The sequence below is a fragment of the Psychrobacter sp. JCM 18903 genome, from assembly GCF_000586475.1.
GTDB lineage: Bacteria > Pseudomonadota > Gammaproteobacteria > Pseudomonadales > Moraxellaceae > Psychrobacter.
In genome coordinates, this window is sequence record NZ_BAWJ01000026.1 from 1 (window position 1) to 26,448 (window position 26,448).

Here is a 26,448-nt window from a genome sequence, read left to right on the forward strand (position 1 = left end):
CCCTGTTCTGCTTCGCAGTCTCAGCTTGCGACTTGGCTTAATACTCTCTAAAGCTTCCCGTTCTTTAACCAGACGATCATTGGCAATATCAATGGCCGTCTGCCACATATCCGCACCAAGCGTTTGTAAGCGTTCAGCAATGCCACTTGGTAGCTCAACCTGTCTTAGCTGCTCTTCTTGTTGGTTATCCTGACGCCAAGACTTCATGGCTTCACTGATGGTCGTGAATGATCCACCACCCAGCGCCTTACGCACTTCGGCTAAAGTAGGTTTGATACCTTGTTCATGCAGTTGATCAGCAATAGCATGAATTTGCTGTGTAGTAATGGCCATAATCACTGTCCTTAATTTTGTATGAGTAGATATGTAGCGTTTGTATTTTATTGTATGTAGTATAATACAATTTACAATATACTACAACACAAGATATAAAAAAACCTCAAGTGATGTTGAGGTTACGGTCGTTAAATTATGGCTAGTGATCCGCTAAGTACTCTTCTAGCGTATCATTGATCATTTCTTGATAGTCACCACCTGTTTGCTTGGCTCTATCCTTAAATTTGGCAATGATGCTTGGCTAATAACACTGTTTTCCGTAGAGAACGCTTGCGGCTTAATGCTGCCACGGATAGCGTTTGACCAATCCGTAACTTCTGGAATATCTGATAAATCAATATTGTCATCACTAAGCGTTGCTAAATGCTCTAAGTCTGCTTGTTGCTTTGCCGTTAGGGTGGTAAATCGTCTATTTGATAGCTAACCTTGTTCATATTACCTCCTCTCACTCTTGGTGGCACGCTTAGCTGAAATAATGCGTATAACCTCGCCACCTCTATGTCTGTCTGCGTATGGGCTACTAATAAGACTGCTGTGCCATCTACTGTATCCAGCGCCTGCCACCGCTCCTCACCATTTTCATATCTGTCTTGCTGACGCAGGCATAAAGGGGCTAGAAAAACTCAGGCAGCTTCAAAGGATAAACGGTGCTTACGCTGATTGGTGATGTTTTTTTGTTCATCCCATCCGAATCTAATACTCATCTGTTTTCTCTGTCAGTATGCTCTTTATGGATTGGCAATTCATCTTGACTGACAGCTGCTACTTTCTGGTATTCAAAAGACAGTGGCACTTGATTGGTTTGCGCCACTTGGGTCAAAAATAATTTGATCGCTTGAGACGGCGTTAATCCATAGCTTTCAAACACCGCAAAAGCGCTATCTTTTAGCGCTTGATCGAGCCTGATATTATAATTGGTTGTCGTCATGGCATTACTTATGGTTTATGTATGTACGTATAATATAAACCAATTGTTATGCCAACACTACTAAGCATGCTTTTTTCATATTATGATTTTTACTTGGGGAAAGTATAGCCCACCGCCAGTAAATGCTTTTTGTGGGTCTTTAAAAAAGTCTCATCTCTTAATTGAGTGTGCAGCCAGCTGATCACTTCTTGGGTGCTTTTGCCTGATGGGGCATAGCTGCCAAACGGTGAGTAATTGGCCAACAAGGGCGCAAAACGATCAATTTGTTTAACGGTTAGAGGCGGGATGTCTCTATCTTCATTATTCTGATTTAAGTCATTCAGACTGTTTTTCTTGGTGGGCTTCGCTTTGACTGTGAATTTTAGGCCGGTGACTGCACGTCCACGTTTGACGTTTTCATAAGTGATTTTGATGTCAGTTTTTTGATTAATTTCTTTTATCGGTCCATCAACTGCATTTTCCTTCAAATTATTGATGCGCTCATACGACTTAGGAGTACCAAGTTCTTGCCTATATTCATCTAAAGTCATAGAAAAACCACCCTTTCTCTCAGACTTTTTTGCTAGATGGTAGAGGTCTAGTGAATAAGTCAATTTGAGGCTTAAGATGTCTTCTTTTAAATATTTAGTGTAAGGGTTGAGCTTATCAAAAACTTGAAGTAAGTAGATCACCTCATCTGTAAAATGCATCGATATATAGCCATTTGCATATTTTGACCGGATCACCCATTGAACTTCTGTATCGTCACCATCTTTGTCTTCATAAATAAATGTACGCTTCATTAATTTTCTGCTAGCTGATTTCATTTGCTTATAGGCTGAGTTTGTATCTATTCCACTAAGCTTAGCAAATTCAGACGATGTAATCTCTACGGGTGTTTTTTCAGTAGTATTATTAACTCTGACTAATGGGCTCGCTAGAATAATAATGCGCTTCTCATCAATGGACATTTCCCTAAAAGCTTGAGTAATTTTATTCTGCATGACAACCCATTTTTCAGGATATTTCTTCTCGTATAGCTCTACATTATTAGTCATGAAAACTCCATTATGCTAGTATTTGTATTATACTAGCATAATGCGGGATAAAAGTAGCATCCAAACAGGACAAAAGTAGCATAATGCGGGATAAAAGTAGCACAATGCGGGATGAAAGTAGCATAATAGAGCTTGAAGCCCTTTAAAATAGAGGCCTTCAAGCGACCTAAAAGTATTTAAAAGTATTTAAAAGTAAAAAATGTGTTTTTATATTAAATAATAAGAAAAAAGCCAAAGAACTGACGGATTTGAGATGATAATATGAGCGACCAATTACTCATAAAACTGATCAGTATCTCAAAAAGCTATGGTCAATCTACTCGTTCTCAATCCTTATTCTCATAGTTTGGATCAAGCTTTGATCTTTGAAAATCTTCAAAAGCACGGTCAAAGATATTTTGAATGTCTGCATCTGTCATTTTAGACAAAGCTGGTTTCATGTTCTCAACTTCAATCTAAGGCTCATTTTTTGTAGATAGTTTGTCTTCATTTTCATTAGCCATTATCGATACCTCCGTAAACACATCTTAAATCGTTGATAGAAAGCCTAAAAAGCACCCTTATATGCATACTACGCTCTGTTTTATACAATAGTAGCTAAAGATATTTTAGGACGCTTAAAACAGCTAGTAATCGTCTCCCAACTTTTCACTAATTAGCAGACGATCCAGCTGTACCGTCAATTAGGTTATTTCTAGCAGTTACTGTGCTGATGAATCATCATCAAACAATGAACCGTGATCACTGTTCTGACTGCTTTTAGGCGGTGTAAAGCTGCTTGATGCCACCTCAGCTTTACTTTGTATTTTATTAGCAATTACATTTAAAAACTCACGGTGCTTTTTTAAACGAACGTACCTTTCATTATCGTGTGCGTCTAAAAATATGGCTTGTAACTCATGATTTTCATCATCGTCTAATGCGTTGGCCAACCACTCCCCCAACACCTGATGTGCTTCAAGCCTGTCCTGATTGATCTCTTTTTTAAGAGCCTGCAACTGCTTCATCTTATCTGTGAATAGATCATCTGATATTACTGACATTAATTTATCCTTTTCTAGCCAACTATGATAGAGTTGATCCTAGCAGTACAAACATAAGGATGCAAGGTAGTAAAATACACAAGACCACGTCTTTTTGTGGCCGCAGTAGTATTTTAACCCTCTGTTAAGAGCGAACTTAGGAGTTACGTAAAAAAGACCCACAAGGGGTGCTGTTTTTTTACATAACTCCTAAGTTCGGCAGGGGGCGATCCCCCTACAACCCCCAAAAAACCGTCTTTTAACTTCGGATTTTTCGCCATGAATAATAAAGGATTTCATCTGTCGGTTAGCGCCGTTAGTAAGGCGAAAAATCATAGTGTGCTAGCAAAATCAGCCTATAATTCTGGCTCAAAACTAATCGATAAACAGTCGGGAGAGATACATGATTACACCAGTAAAACCAAAGATAAAATTTTAAATTTAGTTGATAGTGATGGCGCTAAGTACACACAGATGATTGAGAAAAATGTGTTGCATACGGCGTTGATCACACCAACTGTTGCTGGGGATTTGGCAGTAACGCGTGAGGGGTTCTGGAATGATATCGAACGTATTGAGTCTCGTAAAAACGCGCAGTTCGGTACTGAGATTGATGTTATGTTTCCCGAGGGAGTCACGGCTGATCAGCGAATAGGTCTGGTCGAGCGCTACGCTCAAACCTTATCTGATCGCTATAATGTGCTTGTCGATGTGGCCATCCATCGACCACAGTCATGAGAAACATGTGGGGAAGGGTGAAGTGGTTGAGCTGACCAGCAGTAACTTTCATGCCCATATTTTACTCTCAAGTCGTGAGATATTAGCGGATGCTGATGGTTATGCCTTGTCAAAGCGTAAAAATTGGTTGCAGTGGTCAACCGGTGAGCGGCTATCTAAAGGATTAAATGGGCGTGGCGATGAGCTTAAATATCAACGCACCCTTTGGGCGGATATGGCTAACGAGCTATTGCCTGAGAATAAAGCGATCAATGAGAAATCGTACCGTGAGCAGGCCATTAATCGCTTACCAAAAATGAAACTGGGTAAATCCTTGTATAAGGATGTCCTAAAAGGTAAGCGCTCAGTGATTAATGAGTACAACGAGACAATTGATGAGATCAATGCCTATATCGAAAAAAATGGTCTGGTAATTGAGTATGACGACAAGGGTCGCATTGATCTTGAGAGCAACGCACAAGAGGTTAATGGCGTTACAGTACATTATAAAAAGCGTAAACCCTTTGCACGACTTGAGCTTAGTAATATCCGCTTGGTAGATCCCGCCGCTGAACTTACACCCGCTACTCCTAAAGAGGATAGTCAGACTCATAGTGATGCGGCCAATGATGACGTACTTGATGAGCTTTTAGTGATCTCAGGCGATTTTGAGCAGCAAAAAAAGATGGTACGCAGCGCCTTATTCTCAACCATTGATAGGCTGCATGAAGAATTAGCACACCAGTCTAAACAGACCATCACCATTGACAAAAACATTAAAAGCACACCGCGGTTCACCGAGGAGGTGGGACAGGATTACAGCACGTCCCGCCAAAAAATGATTGAGCTTGCCAGGCAGATAAGCACAAAAGAGCAAAGCGAGGCTCTAAAGGAGGCTTTAGCGTTGGTTGAGCAGTTTAGACAAGACGATACCCTACAAACGCGCCGCGCCGTTACCAGTCTTGAGAAGCAACTGTCACAGATTGATAAAATAGTGCTGAACAACGAAACGGTGCTAAAAAATCTGATCCCGCTTAATAATGAAGTCATTGCTGACTACGAAGGTTAAAGGCCACCCTAAAACCGTTTGCCGCAAAGCTGAATAAACTGGCGACTGGCTTTAAAGCACTTGATGAGATTGATATTGAAAAATCTGACTTATCCTTACAGTGGGATCAAGCGTTTGCGGATCTACAAGAGATAGACGTCACCAATAACATGGACACTTATCATAAGTTTGCTGCATTTGCAGATCTGGATGTTGAGCGTTTTAAACACTTTCAAGAAGAACGTGAGGCGCTCAGTACGTTAAAAGCGGTAGAGATAGACACGGATGCTGACACTCGTTTGACGGCCTTGACAGCTGATGTTAAAGCGTTTAAGACTGCCAATGATAACGACATCAAACAGTTAAAGCAGCAAATTAATGCCAGTACAAAGACTTATCAGCGCCTATCGCCGTTTTATGAGCAGCGTATCGCCTTACTGGATCAAAGTGAAGCTGTGATTGTGCAAGATGATGACCTATACGATGAGATTACCCGTACCAAGACCACTCAATTGAACGCAGATCGGCTTGATGACTGGCGCAACCGTACGATGGTGCTTCACCACCAGCTCAACAAAGCACATGAGCAAGCAAAGCTTAAGGAAGAGGCTGAGCGCGCACGAGAGAAGGCTTTGATAAGGCGGCGAGTAGCTTTACAACAGAGACGGCAGCAGGCATCTCTTAAGCGTCAGCGAATCAATGAGACCAAAGCATATCGAGATCGATTTGACAATTTAGTGGTACGGGTGCGTAACCGCGTTGATACTCTTGATTTTAAGGTCATTGATGCACCGATCGAAGTGATCAACGCGGCTGAGGCGGTTGCCGCACAAGCATTTATATTCACCACTCTAAAACACACTGACAGCTTTACGACACTACAAAAAAGTTTACGAGACACCGATGCCAAAAAAATTGCAACGCAGGTGCAGAAGGCAGCAACATCGCTGTGGCAACAGCTTGAGCGCTTGCCTGACAATCAAGATAAGGTCGAGGTGTTAACGAAAATCAATGAGCGCTTTGATCACGTTCCTGCTATCACCATAGATGGGGCAACGCTCACGCAAACCGTGACAGAACACCTGCAAAAAACTAAGAACGCCATCCAAGCGCATGAACAAGCACAAACACGCCGCTACTCCTCACCACGCCCATTTTAGGCGGCATTATGATAATGAGCATCCTATGAATAAAGACAATAGCAATGAGTACGACATTCACGACGAGCTTGTTAATCTCGTGACCAGACTCAAACCTGTAATCGAAGCGCTGCGAGCACTGATTGGACAAGCCGATGATGCAGTGGCAACGCGCTTGATCACTCTCTTAGCCATATTGATGCCAAGATAGAGGAGATGACTGCCGTTACTCAAAAGCTGGATGATAGCGCAATCAGTGCCTCAGAAGCATTGAGTCAGTATCAGAATCTGGTGTTAGAACAGCTACAAGCGGCAGTGACTACCTTTACTGATACTGAGATGCCGAGCCGTTATGATGACAAAATAGCGGACATCATCACCAATATGAAACAGCAGATTGATACAGCTGTACAGGCGGTCATCACTGCTAAAAACGACAGCATAGAGGCGAAAGTGAATGCCATGCAAGCGGTGGCTGATAAGCTTGGCGTTAGTGCGGACAGTCTTGCGCTATTTACCAGTCAGTATCAAGCTGGTCATGAGCAGATTATCAAAGATATTGAGGCCTTTGAGAACGCTACAAAAAAGCGGATTGGAGAAGTAAAAGAGGATGCTGATAAAGACTTGGGTAAGATTTACAAGTCTATTGAGTCCATGAGTATTAAAAGGATAGCAGCAGTAGCCGCTGCGTGTACGGCAGCAGTGGTAATAAGCCTTATGGCCCTGGTATTTTGGTATGTACCAAGCTTTGATAAGATTGCAGAGATGAGACAGCAGCAAGCAGAGCTACAGCGCGGCATCGATGAGCTTGAAACGGGTTGGAAACAGGCCTTTAATAATGCTCAAAGTGCGCAGTTTATTTTGGCTTGTGATGTTAATAAAGGTCAGCCTGATGTGATCAGCTGGTGCGTCAGAGCAGACAGTAAAAGCTTTTTGAGAGATGAAAAAGGCTTTGTTTATTATAAAATAGCTGGGTCGACTCGCGCGAAACCTACTGAGTAAAGGTTTATGGTAATAGTGAACCATACTCCCCAAAGAGGCCTTTATAGGGTTAGGGTAGCGTAGATAATTGTACGGGCATTTTTAGGCTAGATACTGGTAGCAGATAGCCTTGGTCAAAAATGAGTCTTCTAAAACATATATCAATGAAAAAAGGTTTGTTTGACTGCCGTTATCTTTGTCTATATTAAAAAGCCATTAGTATGGCGTCTGTTAAATTTTTATGGCCATATCAGAAAAAAGCCAGATAATGAAAATTTATCTGGCTTTAGAGATAATTGTTTCTTGTCGAACAAGATATCTGTGCATATCAGCTAAAACGATTATGCTGCTTGGTCAGTATGAGCTGTGACCAAATCAATGAAAGCGGTTTCAAGGGTGCTTAAAGTGTAGTCGTTAACGATAAGACCGTCATCTATCTGTCGTTGCACCCAGACATAAATCGCTTCATCATTATAAAGAATAGCGTCAACACCCAGTAATGATGCCAGTTGTACGCCTTGCTGTATTTGTAAGCTGAATACCAGCTGAGAGGCTAAAGCTTTAGTCTGTTTACTAAACCATGTGCAGCTGTTGAGCCGCGATAAATTGATATTCATATATGTTCTCCTGCAGATTATTATATATTAATAAAGAATAAATTGGCTTACTACAGGTCAAATTATACCTATATTTTAATCTATTGCAAGATAAAATAATCTTCTACAGGTCTTTTTGTTTTTTTGAAGGTAATTAATGTTTATAAATGAGGGTGTTCACACTGGTGACCCATTGCTGTCCTCATTTATGATTTCATATAAATCACCAACATTGATTCTAAGATACGTGCATAAAGACTCGATGACATCTAGGTCAACTCGGGTGGCTTCTTCATGATACATGCGAGTAATGGTGCCACGATTGATGCCAGTATCCCTTGCGACATCGGCAATTTTAAGGCGTCTTTCGCCCATGATGGTCGATAAGTGACACTTCACCATAGTAGTTTCCTTATTAACGATTAGTGGTTTTGATTGGTGAGCGGATTATAACGAATATAAGCGGCTAAAGTATTCCTTTTAGTAGCTCAAATTGGTATCCAATAGCGGCAATTTACCTAGTAGTAGGCAGATTATTATGCTGTCTTTGATATAGGACGTCCATCATGGTGGATATACGCCTTTTTAGAAAAGGCGATGCTATTTTTACTATGAAATATTGCTATTAGTAGTGATGTGACGTACATTTTTAGATATACTTATATACTTATATACTTATATACTTATATACTTATATACTTATATACTTATATACTTATATACTTATATACTTATATACTCAATGCATGCTACAGGGATCTGTATTTATGAAGGTAATCGCGGTATTAAATCAAAAGGGTGGCAGCGGCAAGACTACCATCGCAACGCATCTGGCTCGTGGCTTACAGTTAAAAGGCCATAGTGTTCTGCTAGTAGATAGCGATCAGCAGGGCAGTGCGCGTGACTGGAGAGCGGTTGATGAAGACAATCCGGTACCAGTGATCGGGCTCGACAGACCAACACTTGATAAAGATTTAAAAAGCGTCTCTGATAAAGATTATGTGGTGATCGATGGATCGCCGCAAGCTACTAGTCTGGCTATTTCTGCTATAAAAGCGGCTGATTTTATATTGATTCCGGTGCAGCCGAGCCCCTATGATATCTGGGCGACCAGTGATTTGGTTGATTTAGTGCAGCAGCGTATTGAGATGATGGATGGCCAACTAAAGGCAGCCTTTGTCGTCTCACGCGCCATTCAAAATACCAATATTGGTAAAGAGGTTGCAACCGCGCTGCTTGATTATAATATTCCGGTATTAGAGACCAGAGTGATGCAGCGAGTTGCTTATCCTAATAGTGCTGCCCTTGGTAAGACAGTATTTGATACCGAATCGCCTAGTAGCAATGCGATACAAGAGATAACCGCATTGGTCAGTGAGATTCAAACATTTTTTGGTGAGGAGTAAGTCATGAGTTTATCAGCAGGTCGTCCTAGTAAGAACGTTAAGGATCAATTGGCTTTATCGGATGTGACGGACAGTCCCAAAAAGACGGTACGCGTGAATTTTAATTTAGATGAAGATAAACACATTGCGCTCAAGCGGTACGCGCTTGAAAGCCGAAAAACGGTGACTGAGTTGTTGACTGAAATGATTGAGGAAAAATTGGTTGAGCGATAGGTATAAAAAATTCGTTTTTCTATACCTATAAAAAGCAGATGGCTGGTAGCATGAAAAGCTGAGAGCATCCTACATTTTGTGTAATTATTGATGAAAGCCACATAGCTGTTACACAGAATATAGGATGCTCTCCATTATTAAGCTTATATACCTATAGAATAGATAATTCTAGCCAATATGGAGGTGTTTTTCCTTTAGAAGCTTGAGAACGTGGCTGAAGAATACGCAATTCATATTTACCTGAATATGGAAGCTTGTAATAACCTTGGTTATCTAGTTCAGAGGAATATTCTCCTACATTGACAGAATCTGATAAATTCTTATTAAATAAATAAGAATCTACATTCCCTCCCGTTGTTTTAACAGAAAGCTTTTGGTTCTTTTTGGCATAAAATGTATAGGAATCGTACTTAATACCCTTTAATTTCCCATAATAGTTAGCTGAACTAGCGCCTTTTTTAAATTGAACATCAACAGTTTTAGCCACTGCATCTGAAGATGCGGCCATTACTGTAGGACTTACCATTAGAACAGGAAGCGCAATTAGAATAGCAGCAGTTAAGTTTTTCATATTTTAAACACTCAAACAGTAAAAAAACGATTTTATCTTACTCCACACTGTCAACCTTTATAGATATGTTATATTAGTATTACTAATATAGAGAGTACGTTGGTAAGTTACTGAATAAGGCCACCTGTAACGACCCTAACTTCTAGTTCTACCGTAAACCTACCTATGGTAGTAAAAACCTGAATTTCATCACGTAAACAAAGAGAACACTGCTAAATAGTGGTGTTCTCTTATTATATTTAAAGGAAAAATTATGCGTTCTTTGCTTCTAACGACAATGTGCTTAACGGGCAGCTTAGCTCTAGTGGCTTGTAATAACCATCGTGCCGACACCACGGATCTGAGTAAGCAGCCTACAATAGAAGTGCCGGTAGCGTCAGCGGCATTTACTGCTTTTGGAAACACCGCTAAAGAAAAAATTTGGCGAATAGTGATTGAAGGAAATGAGCTAAGTATAGAGGCGAATTTCTTAAAGCCAACGACAGCAACAGTTATCGTGGTGGGTTCTGGTTCTGTCAATACTGAAGGTGTCGAATACGCGAGTACTATCAATGGACAGCCTATTGTTGTGAATATAAAAAATAACCTTTGTATCGATGACAATGGCTATCAAAATGAACTTACTGCAATATTAACTTACGCAGGCGAAGTATATCAGGGTTGTGCCGTTGCCGGTGCAATAGAAATTGCGCCCACATAGAAGATAAGCCTAACCTATGAATAAACCATTGAAAAAATTTAGCCTAGTATTCTTACCATCATTTTTGTGGGTCGTATTAACTGGGCTAGGATTTGGCTCTCAAAGTCTATCTAATTTGATTGAAATTATAGGAATTTTTATAGTATCTGTGCTGTGTTTATTTATCCCAGAACGATTTATAAAATATCAACACCTTCTTCTAATACTCTTAATAATCACTGCCTTAGTGCGTTTTTTAACCCCATATATACCGGAATAATATTAAACCAGTTGGCTATCTGAACCGCCCCGACTATATCGGAGAGCGTTTTATTTGAGTCAGGCAACTTTGCCTGACTCATTAAGACTATCATAATATTGCTTTTCAAACTCAAAAGGTGATACATAACCAATCGTACTATGCATTATCATATGAATTACCCGCGTTCCAACAAAGGTAATAACGCCAGAATCAGCCATCTTATCAGTATAACGAATAGATAAATACTGAACGCCTCTATCACTACGATGAATAACGTCTTTTGGGTTGTTTCTGTCTGCAATGGCTTGATTTAACGCTGCCATCACCATATCGATGTTCATACGATTAGACACCTTCCAGCCAACAATAATACGGACAAACACATCTATAATAAACGCAGTATATCCATAAGGAACCAATTAGGTACTTTCACTGATTCGGTTCCCTAGTGAGGACTTGAATATCAAGCTGCAAGCTATTGATGTCAGTAGTCAAAATACTCATAGCAGCTCAGTGTACATAGCAGTGTACCTTTCAAGATGAAATGGCGGCATATCCATCTTTTTAATTAGTCGCTGTACCTATTAAATATAAGATCGCCTTTAATGAAGGCTTACCTCCCAGTTGTCACTAAACAGATTGGCTTTAGGAATAAAAAAATCTTACTCTAACATAGATATCAGTTTCACAAAGGAATGTATCTTGTTAGCACAGCGTTCATTTTTATTAGTTCATACATGATTGTCTCTCATACCTAATAAGCAGACTGCTTACCCCAATCATAGATACCACGTTTATAAGCGTAAATCAGCATAATTAAGCCAGCGATAATCATCGGTGCGCTTAATATTTGTCCTTTGGTCATCCAACCTAAAAGGATAAATCCTTGATCAGCATCTGGCTGACGGAAGAATTCAATGATAAAGCGGCTGATACCGTAGCCCAGTAAGAACACGGCAGAAGCGGCCATACGTGGACGCGGCTTTGATGAGTACCACCATAAAAAGATAAATAGCAGCAGACCTTCGGCGAAGGCTTCATATAGTTGCGATGGATGACGAGGCAGTATGTACTGACCATTAACCTCAATCATTAATTCTTGCAATTGTGGATTGCTCTGTAATTGCTCCATATCAAAGGCAGCGGCTTGCGGAAAGTAGGTCAGCCAATTATAGCCACCGTCTGATACGCGCCCCCATAGTTCACCATTGATATAATTACCGATACGACCAAACAGTAAGCCAGTTGGCACGCAAGGAACGATAAAATCGAATACTTGAAAGGTGGTTTTTTTGTATTTACGCGCAAAGAACCACATACCTATCATGACGCCAATAAAGCCGCCGTGGAAAGACATACCGCCTTCCCAAACCTTTAATAGGTATGCGGGGTTTTGTAGTAGCTCGCCGAATTGATAAAACAGCACATAGCCAATCCGACCGCCTAAAATAACGCCAAGCGCCCCATAAAAGACCAAATCAGACACCATATCGGTGGTCCAATTGTCGCGTTTGGTACTACGATACCAAGCCAGACCATAAGCGGCGGCAAATGCCAGCAGGTACATTAAACCATACCAGTTCACTTCTACTGGACCCAAAGACAGCGCAACGGGATCATACTGAGGATGAATCATCATAAAGGTATCATAATTATTGATAATAAAATGTTGGTCATAATAGCAAAATTTGACCCTTGCGAACACGACCGTCTGTTCAAAACAAAAGAGTGTCAACGATCATAACGTGGTGCTGGAATAAATATTTCGAAGCATCTGTTTGGCTTGCGCGCAGCAAGCGGAAAAAAATTATCCCAGCAATGTGATATTCTCCCTAAATCTAATCAACCAACTGAGGCGTGAATGCCTTTTATCTTTTTGAATAACAAAAAAACTATGGAGAAAAGTAGATTCGATGCATGTCACGAATATGGTCATTTGGTTAGAGGTATCTACAGCATGATAATATCTGAAAGTTTCGTAGAATCGCTTGATCAAGACTTAGAGTCTAAAGCAGCTGAAACATGAATCCTACAATAAAATTTATGCTGATTAAATTATTATGATTAAGTTTACTATTACCCTCGTCTTCTAAGTGTGGTTAGACCTTTGCCAAAATAGCTCAGTAGTAATAGCAGCGCTATTATTATCAAGATAGGATAATTTCCCATAAGCATAAAGGGAGTGTTACCAACCCGTGCCTGTATCTCACCACGTAGTACAGTACGCTCAAACTGCGGTGCGCGTTTTACAATACGACCTTTATGGTTAATGATAGCGGTAACACCAGTATTGGTCGCTCGAATAAACCAGCGCCCGTTCTCAAGAGCGCGCATTTGTACCATTTGCAAATGTTGCAATGGTCCTGCTGAAGTGCCAAACCAGGCATCGTTAGAGACGGTCAACAAAAAGTCAGTATCGATGGCATTTTTACGCGTAGTATCTGGATAAGCTACCTCATAACAGATAGCCGTCCCTATATTGTGTCCACGCACTTGTAGCGGTGACTGCTGATCACTACCACGACTATAGCTCTTAATATCCTGACTACCGGCAAATTTGGGAAAATATCGAGTACGCCTTCAAATGGAATATACTCTCCAAAAGGCACCAGACGCTGCTTCTTGTATAGGCCTTCCGCTTCTACACCTCGAGCAATCACGCTATTGTAAAATGGGGGATACTTATCCGTACTGGCATTGAATGCCGCTTTATCCTTATAAGGATACCAGTTATCCATGTAGTATTGGTCGCATTGGCCATTTCTATCATTTCACTAATAAAGCCCGCAGCCTCATCCTGAAACATCGGAATAGATGATTCAGGCCACACCACAACATCACGTCCCCACTCAGTGCGCGTTAACTTCGCATAAATCTTTAGCGTTTCTACTTGATATTGAGTCAGCCACTTTATATCTTGTGAAATATTACCTTGAATCAATGACACTGACAGATCAGGTGTGCCCTTAGGTTTTGTCCATTGCGGATTGACCAGCCATAATGATGTGCTAATGGCTAATAACAGTAAAGAAACGGCGGCATAACTACTGCGCCGAAGCAGTAGCTCTACTAAACTTGCAGCCAATAGTATGGCAACAAAAGAGACGGCAAAAACACCAGCAACGGGTGCTAAGGACGATAGCCAATACTCTTCAGTAAACGCATAACCAACAAACAGCCATGGAAAGCCTGTGAATAACCAAGTTTTTAACCATTCTTGTAGCACCCAAAGAGCAGCAAATGAAAAGGGTTGTTTGCCTACCATACGGTTAAAGACTAGTGCTAAAAATCCATGAAACAGTCCCATACCGAGACCCATCAATGCAATCATAATCAATGCGAGCCACGTTGGAGTATCGCTATAATCATGGATGGCAGTATAGAGCCAAAAGCCGCCGACGCACCATAACCCCATACCGTAAGCTTCACCAATAATAAAAGCGCGACGACCACTCATATTTGGTACCAACAGCGCATATAAAATCGCTGGTGACACTATTGCTAGCGGCCAGAACCCATAAGGCGCTAGCGCAAATAAAAAAATAGCTCCTGCAAGCCATGCTGCTACTAGCGTAAACCATAGCGGTAATTGATTTGAGTGAGTACTCAAACGCTTTTGTAGATTAATAGTAGACAGGCTCATCGCAAATTATCCAAAATTATGTGCCTTGAATTTTTGATCAAAATCCAAACTCAGATAGACCCGTTAATACTACAGGCAGCATTTCAAAATAAAAACTGCTTATGATACCAGTCCGCACTGCTCAATGGATAAATTTACGTACCCCGTTTGATGGGTTATTATGCTACATTACCAAACGATATGAAGTGTTACGTGGCCTTCTATAGCTCACAATATTTACAGTACATGAGAGAGTACTATGACCACCTTAAAAATAAAATCCAGTCTTATATTCAATCGTCATCTGTCTAAGGGGTTGCGTAGTACGTTAGTATTACTTGCCGCCTCATCACTATTTGCTTGTAGCCAACCGAGTAGTGGCGTATCTGATGCAAGCACAACATCGGCATCAACTGAAGATGTAGTGACTGTTCCAAAGACAGCTGAACCAAACGTTATAAGTGCCCCTATGATGACATCAGTAAGTAAACCAGACCTACTAAAAAACGTCTCAGCCACGGTATATAAAGATGCTAATTGCGGCTGCTGTAAAGAATGGATAAGTCATGCAGAAGATAATGGTCTAAGTGCAACCGCGCAAGATGTTGCGGACTTAGCCGTATTTAAAGAGCGCTACAGCGTTCCAACTGAGATGCGTTCTTGCCATACTGTAGTCACTACTGATGATTACGTCTTTGAAGGCCATGTACCTGCTAAGTATATGGCGCAATTTTTAGAGAATCCGCCAGTACAAGCGCTCGGACTTGCTGTACCGGGTATGCCTGTTGGTAGCCCAGGTATGGAGTATCAAAATAAATTCATGCCCTATCAGGTTATGCAGCTCAATAAAGACGGGACGACCCAAGTTTATGCTGATATCGAATCGGTAGAGCAGCAATTATAATGTGTTAGCAGTTAAGAATACTTTGATTATAGTGTTAGCGTTAAAAGTAAATGAGAAAGGTATAAGACTGTTCTATTACTTATAAATTGATTCTTCATCAAAAATCTCATTAGCTATTGAGACTTTAATAGCTAAAATAACTTTGAATTTGTAACTTTTGATGACAATGTAAGCTAATTTATCGATTATTTACCCTTAAAATGGATAGATAACTAAGGACTAATACAAGAATATACAGAGTGTATCGAAACAATTACGTAAGATTACATAATCCAGTAGGGAATTAAAGTCTATATTGACACTATAGATTATTATATTATCTTAATAATGAGTTAAACCCTATGTAGCATAATTGCCTCGGTCCAATTTAAAAACGTCTAAATGTTAAATCTACAATTATGGATTTAACGCTTAGACGTTTTTTTTCTCATAAAACAGTAAAAATTATTGTCAATGTAGTCAGCTATATCCTGTGCATGTTACACAAACTTACATTGTAAAATGTACATTATTAGTAATTTTTTCAACATCAAAAAAGTATTTTTGGGGTTTTTAAGGGTGATGACAGGCTAAACAGCCTATGCTAAAGTCGGCTTTGTGTTTTGGTCAGCAGCTTGATTTGCAACGGCTTCGTAAGACTTCAATGATGCTGTGATCGCCAATAATCATTTTTTATATGAATAATATGCAGCAGAAGTATCAGTCACTATGACGTATATATACTTGAGTTGTTGAAATTTAATTGACTGCGCTGTTGTTGATAACAGACCATTTTGAATTAACCGTAGGTATTAGATTTATGAAACAGGCTTTATTGATTTTGTCAGTACTGGGTATGGGCATAGCACAAACGAGTGGTGCTGCTATCACAATCTCTCAAACAAATAATACCATCACCAATACTTCTGTGGCATCAAACTACGGTTCATCAAAAAACATCTATAGCACTAGCAGTGGTGCTTATGTTTCTAATAATGATGAAATCAGTCAAGCAATTAGCAACCTAAGTGCGCAGGCCAAGCAAAAAGAGAATCAGCTTTCATCGCTGAACAGCCGCTTATACGCTGAAAAACAACAGCAGCAAGTCAATACAGTTCCTGATAGCAATTCAGCCCCCGCTATCGCTGCTGCTCGTGCTTCACGAGTGGCTCTATCTGGTAGCTCTGGATATTGTGCCCGTTACGTACGTAAAGCACTACAATCAGCAGGTTATGAGTTTACCCCGAATCCTTCAGCCTATCAGTACGCCACTCGTGGCACGCTTGATAAAGCAGGTTTTAGCAAAATTAGCAATGATATGCCAACCCAAGTAGGTGATGTTATTGTCTATGATCGCTCATCAAAGCGTCCACATGGCCATATTCAAATCTTTGATGGCAAAGATTGGATTTCTGATTTCCGTCAGAACAGTATCAGTCCATACAGTGGTGTCTATGCTTATACCACATGGCGCGATTCAAAATACGTGGATGACGCATCCGCATCAGATCGAAATATCTACCTTGCTATGAATGATAAATAAGACCTGATAAGTCAGCACAACATAGTTATTGTTTCCTCCAACCCAGTAGTGGTATTACTATCATTGCTGGGTTTTTTTGTGCTTAACATCAGGGCGTATTTAACCTTTCATGATTTGATCATTCAGAAATAGACACTACTGATATCATTACTCATGACAAGAATTATCGGCAAGAGCTTTTAATATCCCACATGATACGGCTGGTGCACTACTTGCACATTTCTGGCGCAAAACAGTCAAGTGCTGCTTTAAGTGCATCAGTTTTTCCATTCGTATTTCTACAGCATAAATTTGCTTATCTAGTAATAAGTTCACATCACCACAGTCTTTATCAGGTTCCTCCCAGTATTCAAGTAAGATTCTTACTTCGTCTAAAGCCATGTCAAGCGTACGGCAGTGTAGGATAAATTGTAGACGCTCAATGTGCTCTTCATTATATAAACGATAATTCCCTGCGCTGCGAGAAGGCTCAGGTAATAAGTGCTCCTTTTCGTAATAGCGAATGGTTTCCACTGTGGCACCTGTGCGTTTAGCGAGCTCACCAATTTTGATTGTCATAACAACCTCTATGATTTAAATGATTAAAGTGGCTGTAAAGACTGGCGCTAGAGAAATTAAAATTACGAAACTGTAGATAAATAACCTTGACTCTAAAGCCACTAGAGGGTTCATAATATCATTATTCAAAGGGCAAATTATTATGAAATATCATATTGAAGGTATGGACTGCGCCAGTTGCATCGGCAAGATTGAAACAGCTTTGAAACGTATGCCTGGGGTTTCTGATGTTGAGCTAAATTTTGCTACAGAAACGCTAGAGCTAAGCTTGACCCCTGGTGCGCCGACTCAGGCTAGTGATATCGAAAAAACAATCAAAAGCCTAGGGTTCGGCATCTCTGCCAATACTGGTCAACAAACTGTATCGGCTATTGATATTGACAGCGACAATCAGATGGCTCCGCAGGATAAGCGGTGGTGGCAAACTCAAAAAGGCAAACAGGTTGTTGGTCTCGGTATTTTGATGGGCAGCGCTTATGCACTGTCACTACTGTTCCCCGCTTATGGGATATGGGTGTTTGCCATCGCCGTGATTGTAGGCGTTTTTCCATTTGCGCGCAAAGCCTTAGCACTGGCTAAAACAGGTTCATTCTTTTCAATTGAAACGCTGATGTCCGTCGCCGTGCTTGGCGCTCTTATCATTGGTGAAGCTGAAGAGGCCGCAGCGGTTGTCTTCTTGTTCTCAATCGGGGAGCTGTTTGAGAGTATCGCTGCTGATCGCGCTCGTGCTGGCATTAGAGCTTTAGCGTCGCTGGTGCCAAAAACCGCCATTTTACTTGATACTCAAGGTGGGCAGCGCGACGTTCCAGCGGCCTCGCTACAAGTGAATGACCTTGTACTGGTGCGCCCTGGCGATAGAGTATCTGCTGATGGATCCATTGTTCAAGGTGCGTCTAGCCTTGATGATTCGCCCGTGACGGGGGAATCGGTTCCCGTTGCCAAGACGATGGGTGACAATGTATTCGCAGGGTCAATTAACATTGATGGTGTGCTACAAGTGCGCGTAGAAAAAACAGCCGCCGATAACACCATTGCAAAAATTATTGAGCTGGTAGAGCAAGCCCAAGCCTCCAAAGCACCCACTGCCCGTTTTATTGAGAAATTCAGTCGTTACTATACACCGGCTGTGATGGCTATTGCCGCCCTAATTATCATCGTTCCGCCGTTAGCGATGGGCGGAGATTGGGGAACTTGGTTGTATCGCGGTTTGGCACTATTGCTAATTGCCTGTCCCTGTGCCCTTGTGCTATCCACACCAGCTGCCATTGCTTCTGGTCTGGCGGTCGGTGCGCGCCGCGGCTTGCTGATTAAAGGGGGTAGTGCTTTAGAAACCATCGGCAAAGTAAAGACAGTCGCTTTTGACAAGACAGGCACTTTAACTGAGGGTAAGCCACGCGTTACTGACATTGTTGCTTTCACTCAAGAGTACCTAAGTTCTCAGGATCAGGGTCTTCAAAGTCAGGATTCTCAGGATCAGGGTTCTCAAGGTCAAGATGAGGTATTGGCGCTCTTTGCCAGTGTGGAGACAGGTTCTAGTCACCCGCTTGCTGAAGCCATTGTCAGTCATGCTGAAGCCGCCAAAATTGTCATACCTGTGGCTTCTAAAGCTTCTGCTACTGCGGGTAAAGCGGTACACGCAACTATCGCTGGGCGCGCGCTAGCTATCGGTTCGCCTGTTTATGCCGCAGATGAGGCATCAATTTCAGCCGAGCAACAGGCACAAATCGAGGCGCTGCAAAATGAGGGTAAGACCGTCTCAGTGCTGTTTGATGAGCAAAGTCGAGAAGTGCTTGGATTGGTCGCACTAAGAGATGAGTTACGAGACGACGCTCATGAAGGTGTGGCTCAGCTTAAAGCGATGGGTGTGCGCTCTGTTATGCTCACAGGCGACAACCGCTTAACCGCTCAAGCACTTGCCAGTAATTTAGATGTGGAATGGGAAGCTGAGCTGTTGCCTGAGGACAAACTGCGCTTGCTTAACGAGATGAAGAATAACAGCAAAATAGCGATGGTGGGTGATGGTATTAACGATGCGCCAGCGCTAGCAACCGCTGATGTTGGCATCGCAATGGGTGGCGGTACTGATGTGGCCATTGAGACGGCCGACATTGCATTATTGAAAAGTCGTGTTACGGACATGGCTCATCTCATCGCACTGTCGCGCGCCACTATGACCAATATTCATCAGAACGTCATTTTCGCCTTGGGTCTCAAAGGCGTCTTTTTGATCACGACCGTATTCGGCATTACTGGACTATGGATTGCGGTTCTAGCTGATGCTGGAGCAACAGTGCTCGTTACTCTCAATGCGTTACGTTTACTGCGCTTTAAAGGCGCGCTCCATTGGTAACTGCGCCTAAAGTAGTTAAATAAAACCCTTCGAAATCAATTAAAAACTAGAGATAGCAGCAGATTTCGGGGGTGGGTTCTAATAATAAAAATTCCACCGCCACAGTAAACTGCAACCGCATTAGAGTAAATAAGGTTAGACCGTATGTTGATTACAGAATTGGGCTATTTTGCCTTGCTTACCGCTTTTGTATTGGCGTTATTGCAGGTAATTCTGCCAACTATTGGTGTTATTCGTAACCAAGTTGCTTGGCAACGACTAGCCCTAGCTTAGCTTGGGCACAGTTTGCCGCCATGATAACGTCATTTGGCGCTTTGATAGCAGGTTTTTATTATAATGATTTTAGCCTCAGTTACGTCGCGCAGCATTCCAATACGCTGTTGCCTTGGTACTATAAATTATCGGCGACATGGGGCGGACACGAGGCTCTTTGCTGCTATGGATGACCATCATGGCCACATGGTGTGCACTGGTATCATACTTTAGTCGCGGCTTGCCGTTATCAATGCGTGCGCGGGTATTAGTTATTTTGGCCGGTGTACAGTTAATGATGCTAACAATGCTGATATTTACCTCGTCACCATTTGAACGTACCTTACCCAATCTAGCGGTCGATGGCGCTGATTTAAATCCTGTCCTACAAGATTTCGGTCTGATTATTCATCCGCCCATGTTATATATGGGCTATGTGGGTATGGTAGTGCCTTTTGCATTTTGTATGGCGGCATTGTGGGAAGGGCGTTTAGATGCTGCTTGGACACGCTGGTCACGTCCATGGGCGCTCGCGGCTTGGGGATTTTTGACCATTGGTATTGCACTGGGCTCGTGGTGGGCCTACTACGAGCTTGGCTGGGGCGGTTGGTGGTTTTGGGATCCGGTAGAGAACGCCTCGTTTATGCCTTGGCTTGTCGGCTTAGCATTGCTGCATTCATTAGCAGTCACTGAAAAGCGCGGGGTGTTTAAAGCATGGACCATCATGCTGGCTATTTTCGCCTTTGCCTTAAGCTTGCTTGGCACGTTCCTGGTACGCTCTGGAGTCCTTACCTCAGTGCATTCGTTTGCCGCTGATCCGACGCGTGGTTTGGTCATCTTAGCTATTCTTGGCATTATCATCGGTAGTGGTCTATTAATGTTTGCCGTTCGCGGTTGGCGTTTAACCGTTGAAAGCCAATATCAGCTGATTTCACGTGAGTCCTTTTTAGTGATCAACAACGCCATCATTTTGATTGCAACCTTAGTGGTGCTGCTCGGCACCCTCTATCCTATTATCGCTGATGCCTTTGGTTTAGGACAAGTGTCCGTTGGCCCTCCTTATTTTAATGCATTATTTGTACCTTTAACGTGGCTGTTATTAATAGCTATGGGTATGGGCTCAAATATTCGCTGGAAAAAAGACACCCGTCCACTACTGGGTATAGGCATGGTCATCGCCGTTAGTAGCTTAGTATTAGCCGCCGTTATTACTTACTTTGTTAATCCATCGTCTATGCTTAATATTGGTGTGACTTTAGCCGTTAGCTTTTGGGTACTGCTATGGATGGCAGTTGATTTTAAAGATAAAACTAAGAATGCGCCTAATCTTTTTAACGGTTTGCGGCAGTTGCGTCTGAGCTATTGGGGTCAACAGACTGCTCATATTGGCGTACTGGTTGCTGTCATTGGCATAGCCTTTACTAGTAGTTTGAGTATTGAGCGAGACGTAGCAATGGTATTGGCGATACAGTCAATGTTCAAGGTTACGATTTTGAAGTAACTGAATTTTTTGAAATAAAGGGTAGTAACTTTGATGCAACGCAGGCGCAAGTCGTGGTATCCAAAAACGGTCGTGAAGTGGCGAAACTGACTCCAGAAAAGCGTACTTATATCATTAGCACTATGCCGACCACTGAGGCGGCCATTGATGCTAGCCTAATGCGCGATGTTTATGTCGCACTGGGCGAACCTATTGCCGATGGTAGTAACCAATGGGCATTAAGGATTTATGTAAAACCATTAATTCGCTGGATTTGGTTAGGGGCAATTATCATGGCTCTAGGTGGATTAATTAGCATGCTTGATAAACGATACCGCATCAAAAAAGTTAAAGCTCCGTTGCTAGTTACTGGTAATCTGGCTACTGATAGAGTCAATGAGATAGCTATTGAGCAGTCAATCTCAGCATCGACGATGTCGACACTAAAGGAGAAATAAATGACTATGTCGAATAATACTCCTGAGCAAAAAGATAGCCAAAACAGTAAGCAGCGTAACCCAAAGACAATGAAAAAAAAGCAGACGAAGCTATGGTTCTTAATTCCGCTTATCCTCTTTTTTGGATTAGTAGTGATATTGTATATGCGCTTAGGTAAACCAACAAATATTGTGACCAATACCGCTCTTGAGCGTCCGGTTCCTGCCTTTGAGCTGCCGTTATTAGCAGATACTACCCGTACTATCACCAATGATAATTTGCCAGATAAGCCGTTTTTACTTAATGTTTGGGGCTCATGGTGCCCAACTTGCGTTATTGAGCATCCGTTTTTAATGCAACTAGAAGAGCGCGGCGTTGATATCGTTGGTGTGAATTATAAGGATGAGATTGGTAATGCGCTCAGTTACTTAAACCGAGGCGGTGATCCATTTTCTATGTCTATTCAGGATTCATTGGGTCAGTTTGCTCTAGACTTAGGCATAACTGGTGCGCCCGAAACCTTTGTTGTGGATGGAGATGGCATCATTCGTCAGCATATTGTTGGTGAGATTAATGAAGCCAATTGGCAACAGCGTGTTAAGCCGTGCCTGACCGTACTTAATGAGGCTAATAAGAACAACGATAGTCCTGATCTCATTCAGGTTGAGGAGATGTGCAAATGAACGTTACTCGAATAAGAGCTCCTCAACTAAAACCCAATATAGTTTTAAAACTAGCAAGCTTAATACTAGCGTGTCTGCTTAACATGACGGCAAACGCAGCTATTGACGTATACGATTTTGACTCACCACAGCAAGAAGCTCAGTATCGTGGATTAATAGAAGAGTTTCGCTGCCCAAAATGCCAAAATCAAAACCTTGCAGCCTCTGATGCACCGATTGCACAGGATCTAAAGCAAAAAGTCTATGATTTAATTAAAGATAGACGTAGTGATGCTGAAATACGCGCCTATATGCAAGAGCGCTACGGTGACTTTATTAGCTACAAGCCGCCTATGCGACCATCGACATGGATCCTATGGTTTTTTCCACCACTATTATTGCTCGTCTTAATCATCGGCTGGTTTTGGCAAAGTAAGCGTCGCCAAGTTGTCGCCCGTGGCCAAAACGGCGTTACAGTGAACAGTACTGCTGCCTTGACCTCTGCGGAAAAGGCTGAGCTTGATCGTCTATTATCGCAAGCTGAGAATGTCGACCACGATATTACTAGCCTAGAGGACAAAAAATGACCCTATTTTCTACTTTTGGCTTATTTGTAACTCTAAGCTTGCTGATTGCTCTTATATTTGCGCTGATTGCTATTATGCCATGGCTACGAGCACCGCGTTTGCAGTCCAAACCAATAGACAATCAACTGCTAGATATTAATGTTGCAGTATTTCGCGAACGTTTAGCTGAGCTACAAACAGATAAAGACAGCGGTACTATTAATAATAGCCATTATCAAAATCAAAAGCTGGAGCTTGAGCGTCAGCTATTAGATGCGCAGCGTCAGATAACACCTATGGTCACCCCTGATGTCAAAAGCCGTTTAATTGTCGCAGCTTGGATCCCAATATTGGCTGCAATGGCGTATTTACTAATAGGCAATCGTACGCCCGTGTTTGATTTGTGGACAAGCGAGGACAAAGTAGGACAAGTGGCTGACGACCTATTGACAGCTAAAATTGACAAGCCGCCATCATGGGCGTTTGAAGATGGTCGTCAACTGATTAGCGCCATGCAAACCAATGTTCATCGTAATGCTGATGATCCTAATCGCTGGATGCGCCTATCCGAGCTTTTCTTATCTATGGAGGCGACTGACTCTGCGTTAGAAGCCTTATCGCGTGCCTATCGTTTAGCACCTGATAACGAGGAGATTGCTACTACTTATGCTCAGACTAGTTTTTTTGTTAATGAAGGTCAGTTAGACGCTAATATTCGCCGTGTATTACAAGCTATATTAGCTAAAAATCCGCAACATGAACGGGCTCAAATGCTCATGGCAATGGGTGAGACTCGTAGTAGTAACTTTGCCCAAGCGCAAGGTTGGATTAAACGCTTACAAGGCAGCATTGTGGCCAAACCAGGTGATCATACTAAAGCTTTAGCAAGCTTAGATGAGTTAAGCAACTACGTTAGCACGCAAGAAAAGCAAGCGCTAGAAGGTATTGACGTGACAGTGAAAATTAACGCTAATTTATTACCGTTAGTGAAAGCTGATGATGTGTTGTTTGTTGCGATACGTGAAGTTAAAGGAGGTCCACCGTTTGCCGCCAAACGTTTACCCATTAGTATTATCAAGCAAGGTGAGGCCAGTATCCGCTTAAGCAATCTTGATGCGATGATGCCAGATCGCACGTTAAATTCAGCTCGTAGTGACAAAACTCAGTTAGCAGTCGTTGCTCGTATTAGTCATAGCGGTAATGCCATAGCAGAGTCAGGCGACTTATCGGGTAATCCTATAGTGATTAGCGCTGAACAGACTCAGGTTAATGTTGAAATCAATCAACAGATTCCCTAATAAAAAATTATTACCGTAAGTTTCATAACACCAGAGCGGTAAGTGGCGCCGTTTATAAAAGTGGCGCGATTAATAGTCGTATACCAAAAACATATACGTTTAACATTGTTCATTGTATAAACACAGATAAAGAAAACAACTATGACTGAATCTACCGACAGATTAGATAGTACTAAATTGAATAGCGTTGAATCGGCTAGTACTAATATTGCTGACAATAAAGTACCTATAGCTGTGAGTAGTACTCATCAATCGATTGACTCTAAAACCATGAATCATACGCCTAAAGCTATGTACGTGACTTCAGGCAACTCGATAACACCTAAAGGTAAGTTGGATAAAATGCCAAAAATGGTTGCCAATGGCAGTCGCGCTTTTATCTGGTATTTGTTGGCGATAATGGTATTAATACTTGATCAATGGACTAAGTGGTTGGCCCAAACCAAATTAGCGTTCAATGACCCCGTACCGGTCATTGAACCATTTCTCAACTGGACACTCGCTTATAACTATGGGGCAGCATTTAGCTTTTTAGCCGACGCTGGCGGTTGGCAGAAATGGTTTTTCTCAGGCTTAGCTTTTGTAATGGCTATCTTTTTAACGATTTATTTAATCAAAGCGCCACGTACAGCCAAGCTATTGTCTATGGGGTTGGCCTTAGTGCTTGGCGGTGCGATTGGCAACTTAATCGATCGTTTAAGAATTGGCAAAGTGGTTGACTTTATCCATGTGCATTATGCTGATGTCTGGAATTATCCTATTTTCAATGTTGCAGATATAGGTGTCTGTGTCGGTGTCGCATTGATTATAATTGACATGATATTTTTAGAAAGTAAGCGTAATAAATAAGCACATTGATGCCGATTATCACAAACAAAATGAACTAGCGTCGTAGTCACTCTATACGGAAAAATACTTTTTATACTTGAGTATGTTTATAAAATGTGAACTGGAAGGTAATGTATGACTGGTATAGGTACTCACTCATTTTAGGTCTTAAAACCCAATACTTAAAAGCTCTGCGTAGAGCCATTATTATAGAGACATTGAATAATCCATAAATTCTTTATTGATAATAACAAAAGGAAAATATAGTGTCACAGGCTCAGCCAACTATTGAAAAAATTCACAGCCTTAGAAAAAAACAAGAGACCGCGTTAAAAAGTCTTACCCTTATAGGCTACCTAGAAGGCACCTCTTTCTTATTATTGCTCTTCATCGCCATGCCACTAAAATATATGATGGACATTCCAGAAGGTGTAAAATATATCGGTATGGCGCACGGTGTACTATTCATTGTCTATATCGTAGTACTTGTAGGCACAGCTATCAAAGTAAAAATTCCTCGTTGGGCAATACCTGCGGGCGTACTCGGATCACTCTTACCATTTGGCCCGTTCATATTTGATCATTTACTAAAAAAGAATCTACAAAAAAGCGTAAGTAAAGAAGCCTAGAACAAACCCTGCTGCAAGCATGCCTTATTGCTCAAAATTGCTTTCTCTGATTGAATCAGAAGTCGCCATGACTCAGATGGCGACAAATGAATAACATCGAGCAGAAATTACTCACAAAAAAAATTCATTTTAAGCCCAGTATGGATGATTCAATACTCTACTCGTTTTTCCAACTTATCTTACACGCTATCGACCAATCCATATCGTTTAAAAACTAAATAGGTTTTGTCATCCGCGATGGATTTCCTGTTATCGTAGGGTATACCTCAACGGAACCAGCTATTTCACCCTTCAAACCTATTAACAGACCACTTAAAGCAGACTGTTAACATGGAACCATCTATAACAGACCTTTGAATTATAGGACTGGTTGCTGTGCTTTTTTCCTATCATTAGCCTATACC

The 26,448-nt window shown here is 41.6% G+C and carries 26 protein-coding genes and 5 pseudogenes; 18 read left to right on the plus strand and 13 right to left on the minus strand.

Features of this window, described 5'->3' with window-relative positions:
* From TT12_RS13455 to TT12_RS13470, 6 genes and pseudogenes are all read right to left on the minus strand, one after another.
* On the minus strand, positions 1-333 hold a 333-nt coding region (locus TT12_RS13455; protein ID WP_045455743.1), incomplete at its 3' end, for a DNA-binding protein.
* Positions 334-624: 291 nt separating this feature from the next.
* Positions 625-723, minus strand: a pseudogene (locus TT12_RS17890) (BrnA antitoxin family protein); the annotation flags it as partial.
* Between the two features lie 48 nt (positions 724-771).
* A pseudogene (locus TT12_RS15750) lies at positions 772-1,040 on the minus strand (BrnT family toxin).
* A complete protein-coding gene (locus TT12_RS13460) occupies positions 1,037-1,264 on the minus strand; it encodes a type II toxin-antitoxin system RelB/DinJ family antitoxin (RefSeq protein WP_045455747.1) in 228 nt (75 codons plus the stop codon). The pseudogene TT12_RS15750 and the gene TT12_RS13460 overlap by 4 nt, the downstream one beginning before the upstream one ends.
* Positions 1,265-1,353: 89 nt before the next feature.
* The gene (locus TT12_RS13465; RefSeq protein ID WP_045455749.1) at positions 1,354-2,301 is read right to left on the minus strand and encodes a replication initiation protein; all 948 of its coding nucleotides are present in this window, start codon (positions 2,299-2,301) and stop codon (positions 1,354-1,356) included.
* A gap of 701 nt (positions 2,302-3,002) precedes the next feature.
* A complete protein-coding gene (locus TT12_RS13470) occupies positions 3,003-3,344 on the minus strand; it encodes a hypothetical protein (protein WP_045455751.1) in 342 nt (113 codons plus the stop codon).
* Between the two features lie 258 nt (positions 3,345-3,602).
* Here TT12_RS13470 and TT12_RS18720 point away from each other — a divergent pair, with 258 nt between their 5' ends.
* The 5 genes from TT12_RS18720 to TT12_RS13490 all read left to right on the plus strand — a co-directional run bounded on the left by TT12_RS18720 (position 3,603) and on the right by TT12_RS13490 (position 7,229).
* Positions 3,603-4,061, plus strand: coding sequence for a MobA/MobL family protein (locus tag TT12_RS18720; RefSeq protein ID WP_045455753.1), 459 nt, complete (start codon positions 3,603-3,605; stop codon positions 4,059-4,061).
* Positions 4,033-5,109: a MobA/MobL family protein gene (locus tag TT12_RS13480; RefSeq protein ID WP_207804086.1), complete on the plus strand. Its 1,077-nt coding sequence runs from the start codon at positions 4,033-4,035 to the stop codon at positions 5,107-5,109. The genes TT12_RS18720 and TT12_RS13480 overlap by 29 nt, the downstream gene beginning before the upstream one ends.
* Before the next feature lie 149 nt (positions 5,110-5,258).
* The gene (locus TT12_RS13485) at positions 5,259-6,248 is read left to right on the plus strand and encodes a hypothetical protein (RefSeq protein WP_045455761.1); all 990 of its coding nucleotides are present in this window, start codon (positions 5,259-5,261) and stop codon (positions 6,246-6,248) included.
* 25 nt (positions 6,249-6,273) lie between these two features.
* A complete protein-coding gene (locus TT12_RS15755; RefSeq protein ID WP_207804087.1) occupies positions 6,274-6,438 on the plus strand; it encodes a hypothetical protein in 165 nt (54 codons plus the stop codon).
* Between the two features lie 5 nt (positions 6,439-6,443).
* Positions 6,444-7,229, plus strand: coding sequence for a hypothetical protein (locus TT12_RS13490; RefSeq protein WP_045455765.1), 786 nt, complete (start codon positions 6,444-6,446; stop codon positions 7,227-7,229).
* A 320-nt stretch (positions 7,230-7,549) separates the two neighbouring features.
* Here the strand turns inward: TT12_RS13490 and TT12_RS13495 are convergent, their stop codons facing one another.
* Together TT12_RS13495 and TT12_RS13500 are read right to left on the minus strand one after the other, a co-directional pair.
* Positions 7,550-7,825, minus strand: coding sequence for a hypothetical protein (locus TT12_RS13495; protein ID WP_045455769.1), 276 nt, complete (start codon positions 7,823-7,825; stop codon positions 7,550-7,552).
* A 156-nt stretch (positions 7,826-7,981) separates the two neighbouring features.
* Complete coding sequence (locus TT12_RS13500) at positions 7,982-8,206, minus strand: helix-turn-helix domain-containing protein (protein ID WP_045455772.1); 225 nt, start codon at positions 8,204-8,206, stop codon at positions 7,982-7,984.
* 365 nt (positions 8,207-8,571) lie between these two features.
* Between TT12_RS13500 and parA the strand changes: the two genes are divergently transcribed.
* Both parA and TT12_RS13510 read left to right on the plus strand, forming a co-directional pair.
* The gene (parA, locus tag TT12_RS13505; RefSeq protein WP_045455775.1) at positions 8,572-9,210 is read left to right on the plus strand and encodes a ParA family partition ATPase; all 639 of its coding nucleotides are present in this window, start codon (positions 8,572-8,574) and stop codon (positions 9,208-9,210) included.
* Positions 9,211-9,213: 3 nt separating this feature from the next.
* Positions 9,214-9,423, plus strand: a complete 210-nt coding sequence (locus TT12_RS13510; RefSeq protein WP_025652656.1) for a plasmid partition protein ParG — start codon at positions 9,214-9,216, stop codon at positions 9,421-9,423.
* 151 nt (positions 9,424-9,574) lie between these two features.
* Here TT12_RS13510 and TT12_RS13515 read toward each other — a convergent pair whose 3' ends face one another.
* Complete coding sequence (locus TT12_RS13515; RefSeq protein ID WP_045455780.1) at positions 9,575-9,994, minus strand: PPC domain-containing protein; 420 nt, start codon at positions 9,992-9,994, stop codon at positions 9,575-9,577.
* Positions 9,995-10,247: 253 nt separating this feature from the next.
* On the opposite strand from TT12_RS13515, the gene TT12_RS13520 reads away from it, so the two are divergent.
* Positions 10,248-10,694, plus strand: coding sequence for a hypothetical protein (locus TT12_RS13520; RefSeq protein WP_025651568.1), 447 nt, complete (start codon positions 10,248-10,250; stop codon positions 10,692-10,694).
* 318 nt (positions 10,695-11,012) lie between these two features.
* Here TT12_RS13520 and TT12_RS13525 read toward each other — a convergent pair.
* Both TT12_RS13525 and lgt read right to left on the minus strand, forming a co-directional pair.
* Positions 11,013-11,339: pseudogene (locus tag TT12_RS13525) on the minus strand (DDE-type integrase/transposase/recombinase); the annotation flags it as partial.
* Between the two features lie 350 nt (positions 11,340-11,689).
* The gene (gene lgt, locus TT12_RS13530; protein ID WP_045455784.1) at positions 11,690-12,574 is read right to left on the minus strand and encodes a prolipoprotein diacylglyceryl transferase; all 885 of its coding nucleotides are present in this window, start codon (positions 12,572-12,574) and stop codon (positions 11,690-11,692) included.
* 222 nt (positions 12,575-12,796) lie between these two features.
* On the opposite strand from lgt, the gene TT12_RS19170 reads away from it, so the two are divergent.
* Complete coding sequence (locus TT12_RS19170; protein WP_353511630.1) at positions 12,797-12,961, plus strand: ImmA/IrrE family metallo-endopeptidase; 165 nt, start codon at positions 12,797-12,799, stop codon at positions 12,959-12,961.
* Positions 12,962-13,011: 50 nt separating this feature from the next.
* Here the strand turns inward: TT12_RS19170 and lnt are convergent.
* A pseudogene (gene lnt, locus TT12_RS13535) lies at positions 13,012-14,578 on the minus strand (apolipoprotein N-acyltransferase).
* 238 nt (positions 14,579-14,816) lie between these two features.
* On the opposite strand from lnt, the gene TT12_RS13540 reads away from it, so the two are divergent.
* Both TT12_RS13540 and TT12_RS13545 read left to right on the plus strand, forming a co-directional pair.
* Positions 14,817-15,461 carry a DUF411 domain-containing protein gene (locus TT12_RS13540; protein WP_045455788.1) on the plus strand — a complete coding sequence of 215 codons (645 nt, stop codon included), beginning with the start codon at positions 14,817-14,819 and terminating at the stop codon, positions 15,459-15,461.
* Positions 15,462-16,260: 799 nt separating this feature from the next.
* The gene (locus TT12_RS13545; RefSeq protein WP_045455791.1) at positions 16,261-16,983 is read left to right on the plus strand and encodes a CHAP domain-containing protein; all 723 of its coding nucleotides are present in this window, start codon (positions 16,261-16,263) and stop codon (positions 16,981-16,983) included.
* A 147-nt stretch (positions 16,984-17,130) separates the two neighbouring features.
* Here the strand turns inward: TT12_RS13545 and cadR are convergent, their stop codons facing one another.
* Positions 17,131-17,541 carry a Cd(II)/Pb(II)-responsive transcriptional regulator gene (cadR, locus tag TT12_RS13550; protein ID WP_045455795.1) on the minus strand — a complete coding sequence of 137 codons (411 nt, stop codon included), beginning with the start codon at positions 17,539-17,541 and terminating at the stop codon, positions 17,131-17,133.
* A gap of 142 nt (positions 17,542-17,683) precedes the next feature.
* Between cadR and TT12_RS13555 the strand changes: the two genes are divergently transcribed.
* From TT12_RS13555 to TT12_RS13585, 7 genes and pseudogenes are all read left to right on the plus strand, one after another.
* A complete protein-coding gene (locus TT12_RS13555; RefSeq protein ID WP_045455798.1) occupies positions 17,684-19,891 on the plus strand; it encodes a heavy metal translocating P-type ATPase in 2,208 nt (735 codons plus the stop codon).
* A 144-nt stretch (positions 19,892-20,035) separates the two neighbouring features.
* Positions 20,036-22,081, plus strand: a pseudogene (locus TT12_RS13560) (heme lyase CcmF/NrfE family subunit).
* A gap of 69 nt (positions 22,082-22,150) precedes the next feature.
* Positions 22,151-22,744: a DsbE family thiol:disulfide interchange protein gene (locus tag TT12_RS13565; protein ID WP_045455814.1), complete on the plus strand. Its 594-nt coding sequence runs from the start codon at positions 22,151-22,153 to the stop codon at positions 22,742-22,744.
* Positions 22,745-22,827: 83 nt separating this feature from the next.
* Positions 22,828-23,310, plus strand: coding sequence for a cytochrome c-type biogenesis protein (locus TT12_RS13570; RefSeq protein ID WP_413191406.1), 483 nt, complete (start codon positions 22,828-22,830; stop codon positions 23,308-23,310).
* Positions 23,307-24,587 (plus strand): c-type cytochrome biogenesis protein CcmI, encoded by a 1,281-nt coding sequence (gene ccmI / locus TT12_RS13575; protein WP_045455805.1) that lies wholly within the window; start codon positions 23,307-23,309, stop codon positions 24,585-24,587. Before TT12_RS13570 ends, ccmI begins: the two co-directional genes overlap by 4 nt.
* A gap of 141 nt (positions 24,588-24,728) precedes the next feature.
* Positions 24,729-25,436 (plus strand): signal peptidase II, encoded by a 708-nt coding sequence (gene lspA / locus TT12_RS13580; RefSeq protein ID WP_045455808.1) that lies wholly within the window; start codon positions 24,729-24,731, stop codon positions 25,434-25,436.
* A 275-nt stretch (positions 25,437-25,711) separates the two neighbouring features.
* The gene (locus TT12_RS13585) at positions 25,712-26,044 is read left to right on the plus strand and encodes a DUF3817 domain-containing protein (protein WP_041753506.1); all 333 of its coding nucleotides are present in this window, start codon (positions 25,712-25,714) and stop codon (positions 26,042-26,044) included.
* Positions 26,045-26,448 lie beyond the last annotated feature (404 nt).

Bases quoted from the DNA above. Each gene is read 5' to 3' on its own strand.
- TT12_RS13460 (WP_045455747.1), bottom strand. From the start codon at position 1,264: ATGACGACAACCAATTATAATATCAGGCTCGATCAAGCGCTAAAAGAT.
- TT12_RS13465 (WP_045455749.1), bottom strand. From the start codon at position 2,301: ATGACTAATAATGTAGAGCTATACGAGAAGAAATATCCTGAAAAATGG.
- TT12_RS13470 (WP_045455751.1), bottom strand. From the start codon at position 3,344: ATGTCAGTAATATCAGATGATCTATTCACAGATAAGATGAAGCAGTTG.
- TT12_RS18720 (WP_045455753.1), top strand. From the start codon at position 3,603: ATGAATAATAAAGGATTTCATCTGTCGGTTAGCGCCGTTAGTAAGGCG.
- TT12_RS13480 (WP_207804086.1), top strand. From the start codon at position 4,033: ATGTGGCCATCCATCGACCACAGTCATGAGAAACATGTGGGGAAGGGT.
- TT12_RS13485 (WP_045455761.1), top strand. From the start codon at position 5,259: ATGGACACTTATCATAAGTTTGCTGCATTTGCAGATCTGGATGTTGAG.
- TT12_RS15755 (WP_207804087.1), top strand. From the start codon at position 6,274: ATGAATAAAGACAATAGCAATGAGTACGACATTCACGACGAGCTTGTT.
- TT12_RS13490 (WP_045455765.1), top strand. From the start codon at position 6,444: ATGACTGCCGTTACTCAAAAGCTGGATGATAGCGCAATCAGTGCCTCA.
- TT12_RS13495 (WP_045455769.1), bottom strand. From the start codon at position 7,825: ATGAATATCAATTTATCGCGGCTCAACAGCTGCACATGGTTTAGTAAA.
- TT12_RS13500 (WP_045455772.1), bottom strand. From the start codon at position 8,206: ATGGTGAAGTGTCACTTATCGACCATCATGGGCGAAAGACGCCTTAAA.
- parA (WP_045455775.1), top strand. From the start codon at position 8,572: ATGAAGGTAATCGCGGTATTAAATCAAAAGGGTGGCAGCGGCAAGACT.
- TT12_RS13510 (WP_025652656.1), top strand. From the start codon at position 9,214: ATGAGTTTATCAGCAGGTCGTCCTAGTAAGAACGTTAAGGATCAATTG.
- TT12_RS13515 (WP_045455780.1), bottom strand. From the start codon at position 9,994: ATGAAAAACTTAACTGCTGCTATTCTAATTGCGCTTCCTGTTCTAATG.
- TT12_RS13520 (WP_025651568.1), top strand. From the start codon at position 10,248: ATGCGTTCTTTGCTTCTAACGACAATGTGCTTAACGGGCAGCTTAGCT.
- lgt (WP_045455784.1), bottom strand. From the start codon at position 12,574: ATGATGATTCATCCTCAGTATGATCCCGTTGCGCTGTCTTTGGGTCCA.
- TT12_RS19170 (WP_353511630.1), top strand. From the start codon at position 12,797: ATGCCTTTTATCTTTTTGAATAACAAAAAAACTATGGAGAAAAGTAGA.
- TT12_RS13540 (WP_045455788.1), top strand. From the start codon at position 14,817: ATGACCACCTTAAAAATAAAATCCAGTCTTATATTCAATCGTCATCTG.
- TT12_RS13545 (WP_045455791.1), top strand. From the start codon at position 16,261: ATGAAACAGGCTTTATTGATTTTGTCAGTACTGGGTATGGGCATAGCA.
- cadR (WP_045455795.1), bottom strand. From the start codon at position 17,541: ATGACAATCAAAATTGGTGAGCTCGCTAAACGCACAGGTGCCACAGTG.
- TT12_RS13555 (WP_045455798.1), top strand. From the start codon at position 17,684: ATGAAATATCATATTGAAGGTATGGACTGCGCCAGTTGCATCGGCAAG.
- TT12_RS13565 (WP_045455814.1), top strand. From the start codon at position 22,151: ATGAAAAAAAAGCAGACGAAGCTATGGTTCTTAATTCCGCTTATCCTC.
- TT12_RS13570 (WP_413191406.1), top strand. From the start codon at position 22,828: ATGACGGCAAACGCAGCTATTGACGTATACGATTTTGACTCACCACAG.
- ccmI (WP_045455805.1), top strand. From the start codon at position 23,307: ATGACCCTATTTTCTACTTTTGGCTTATTTGTAACTCTAAGCTTGCTG.
- lspA (WP_045455808.1), top strand. From the start codon at position 24,729: ATGACTGAATCTACCGACAGATTAGATAGTACTAAATTGAATAGCGTT.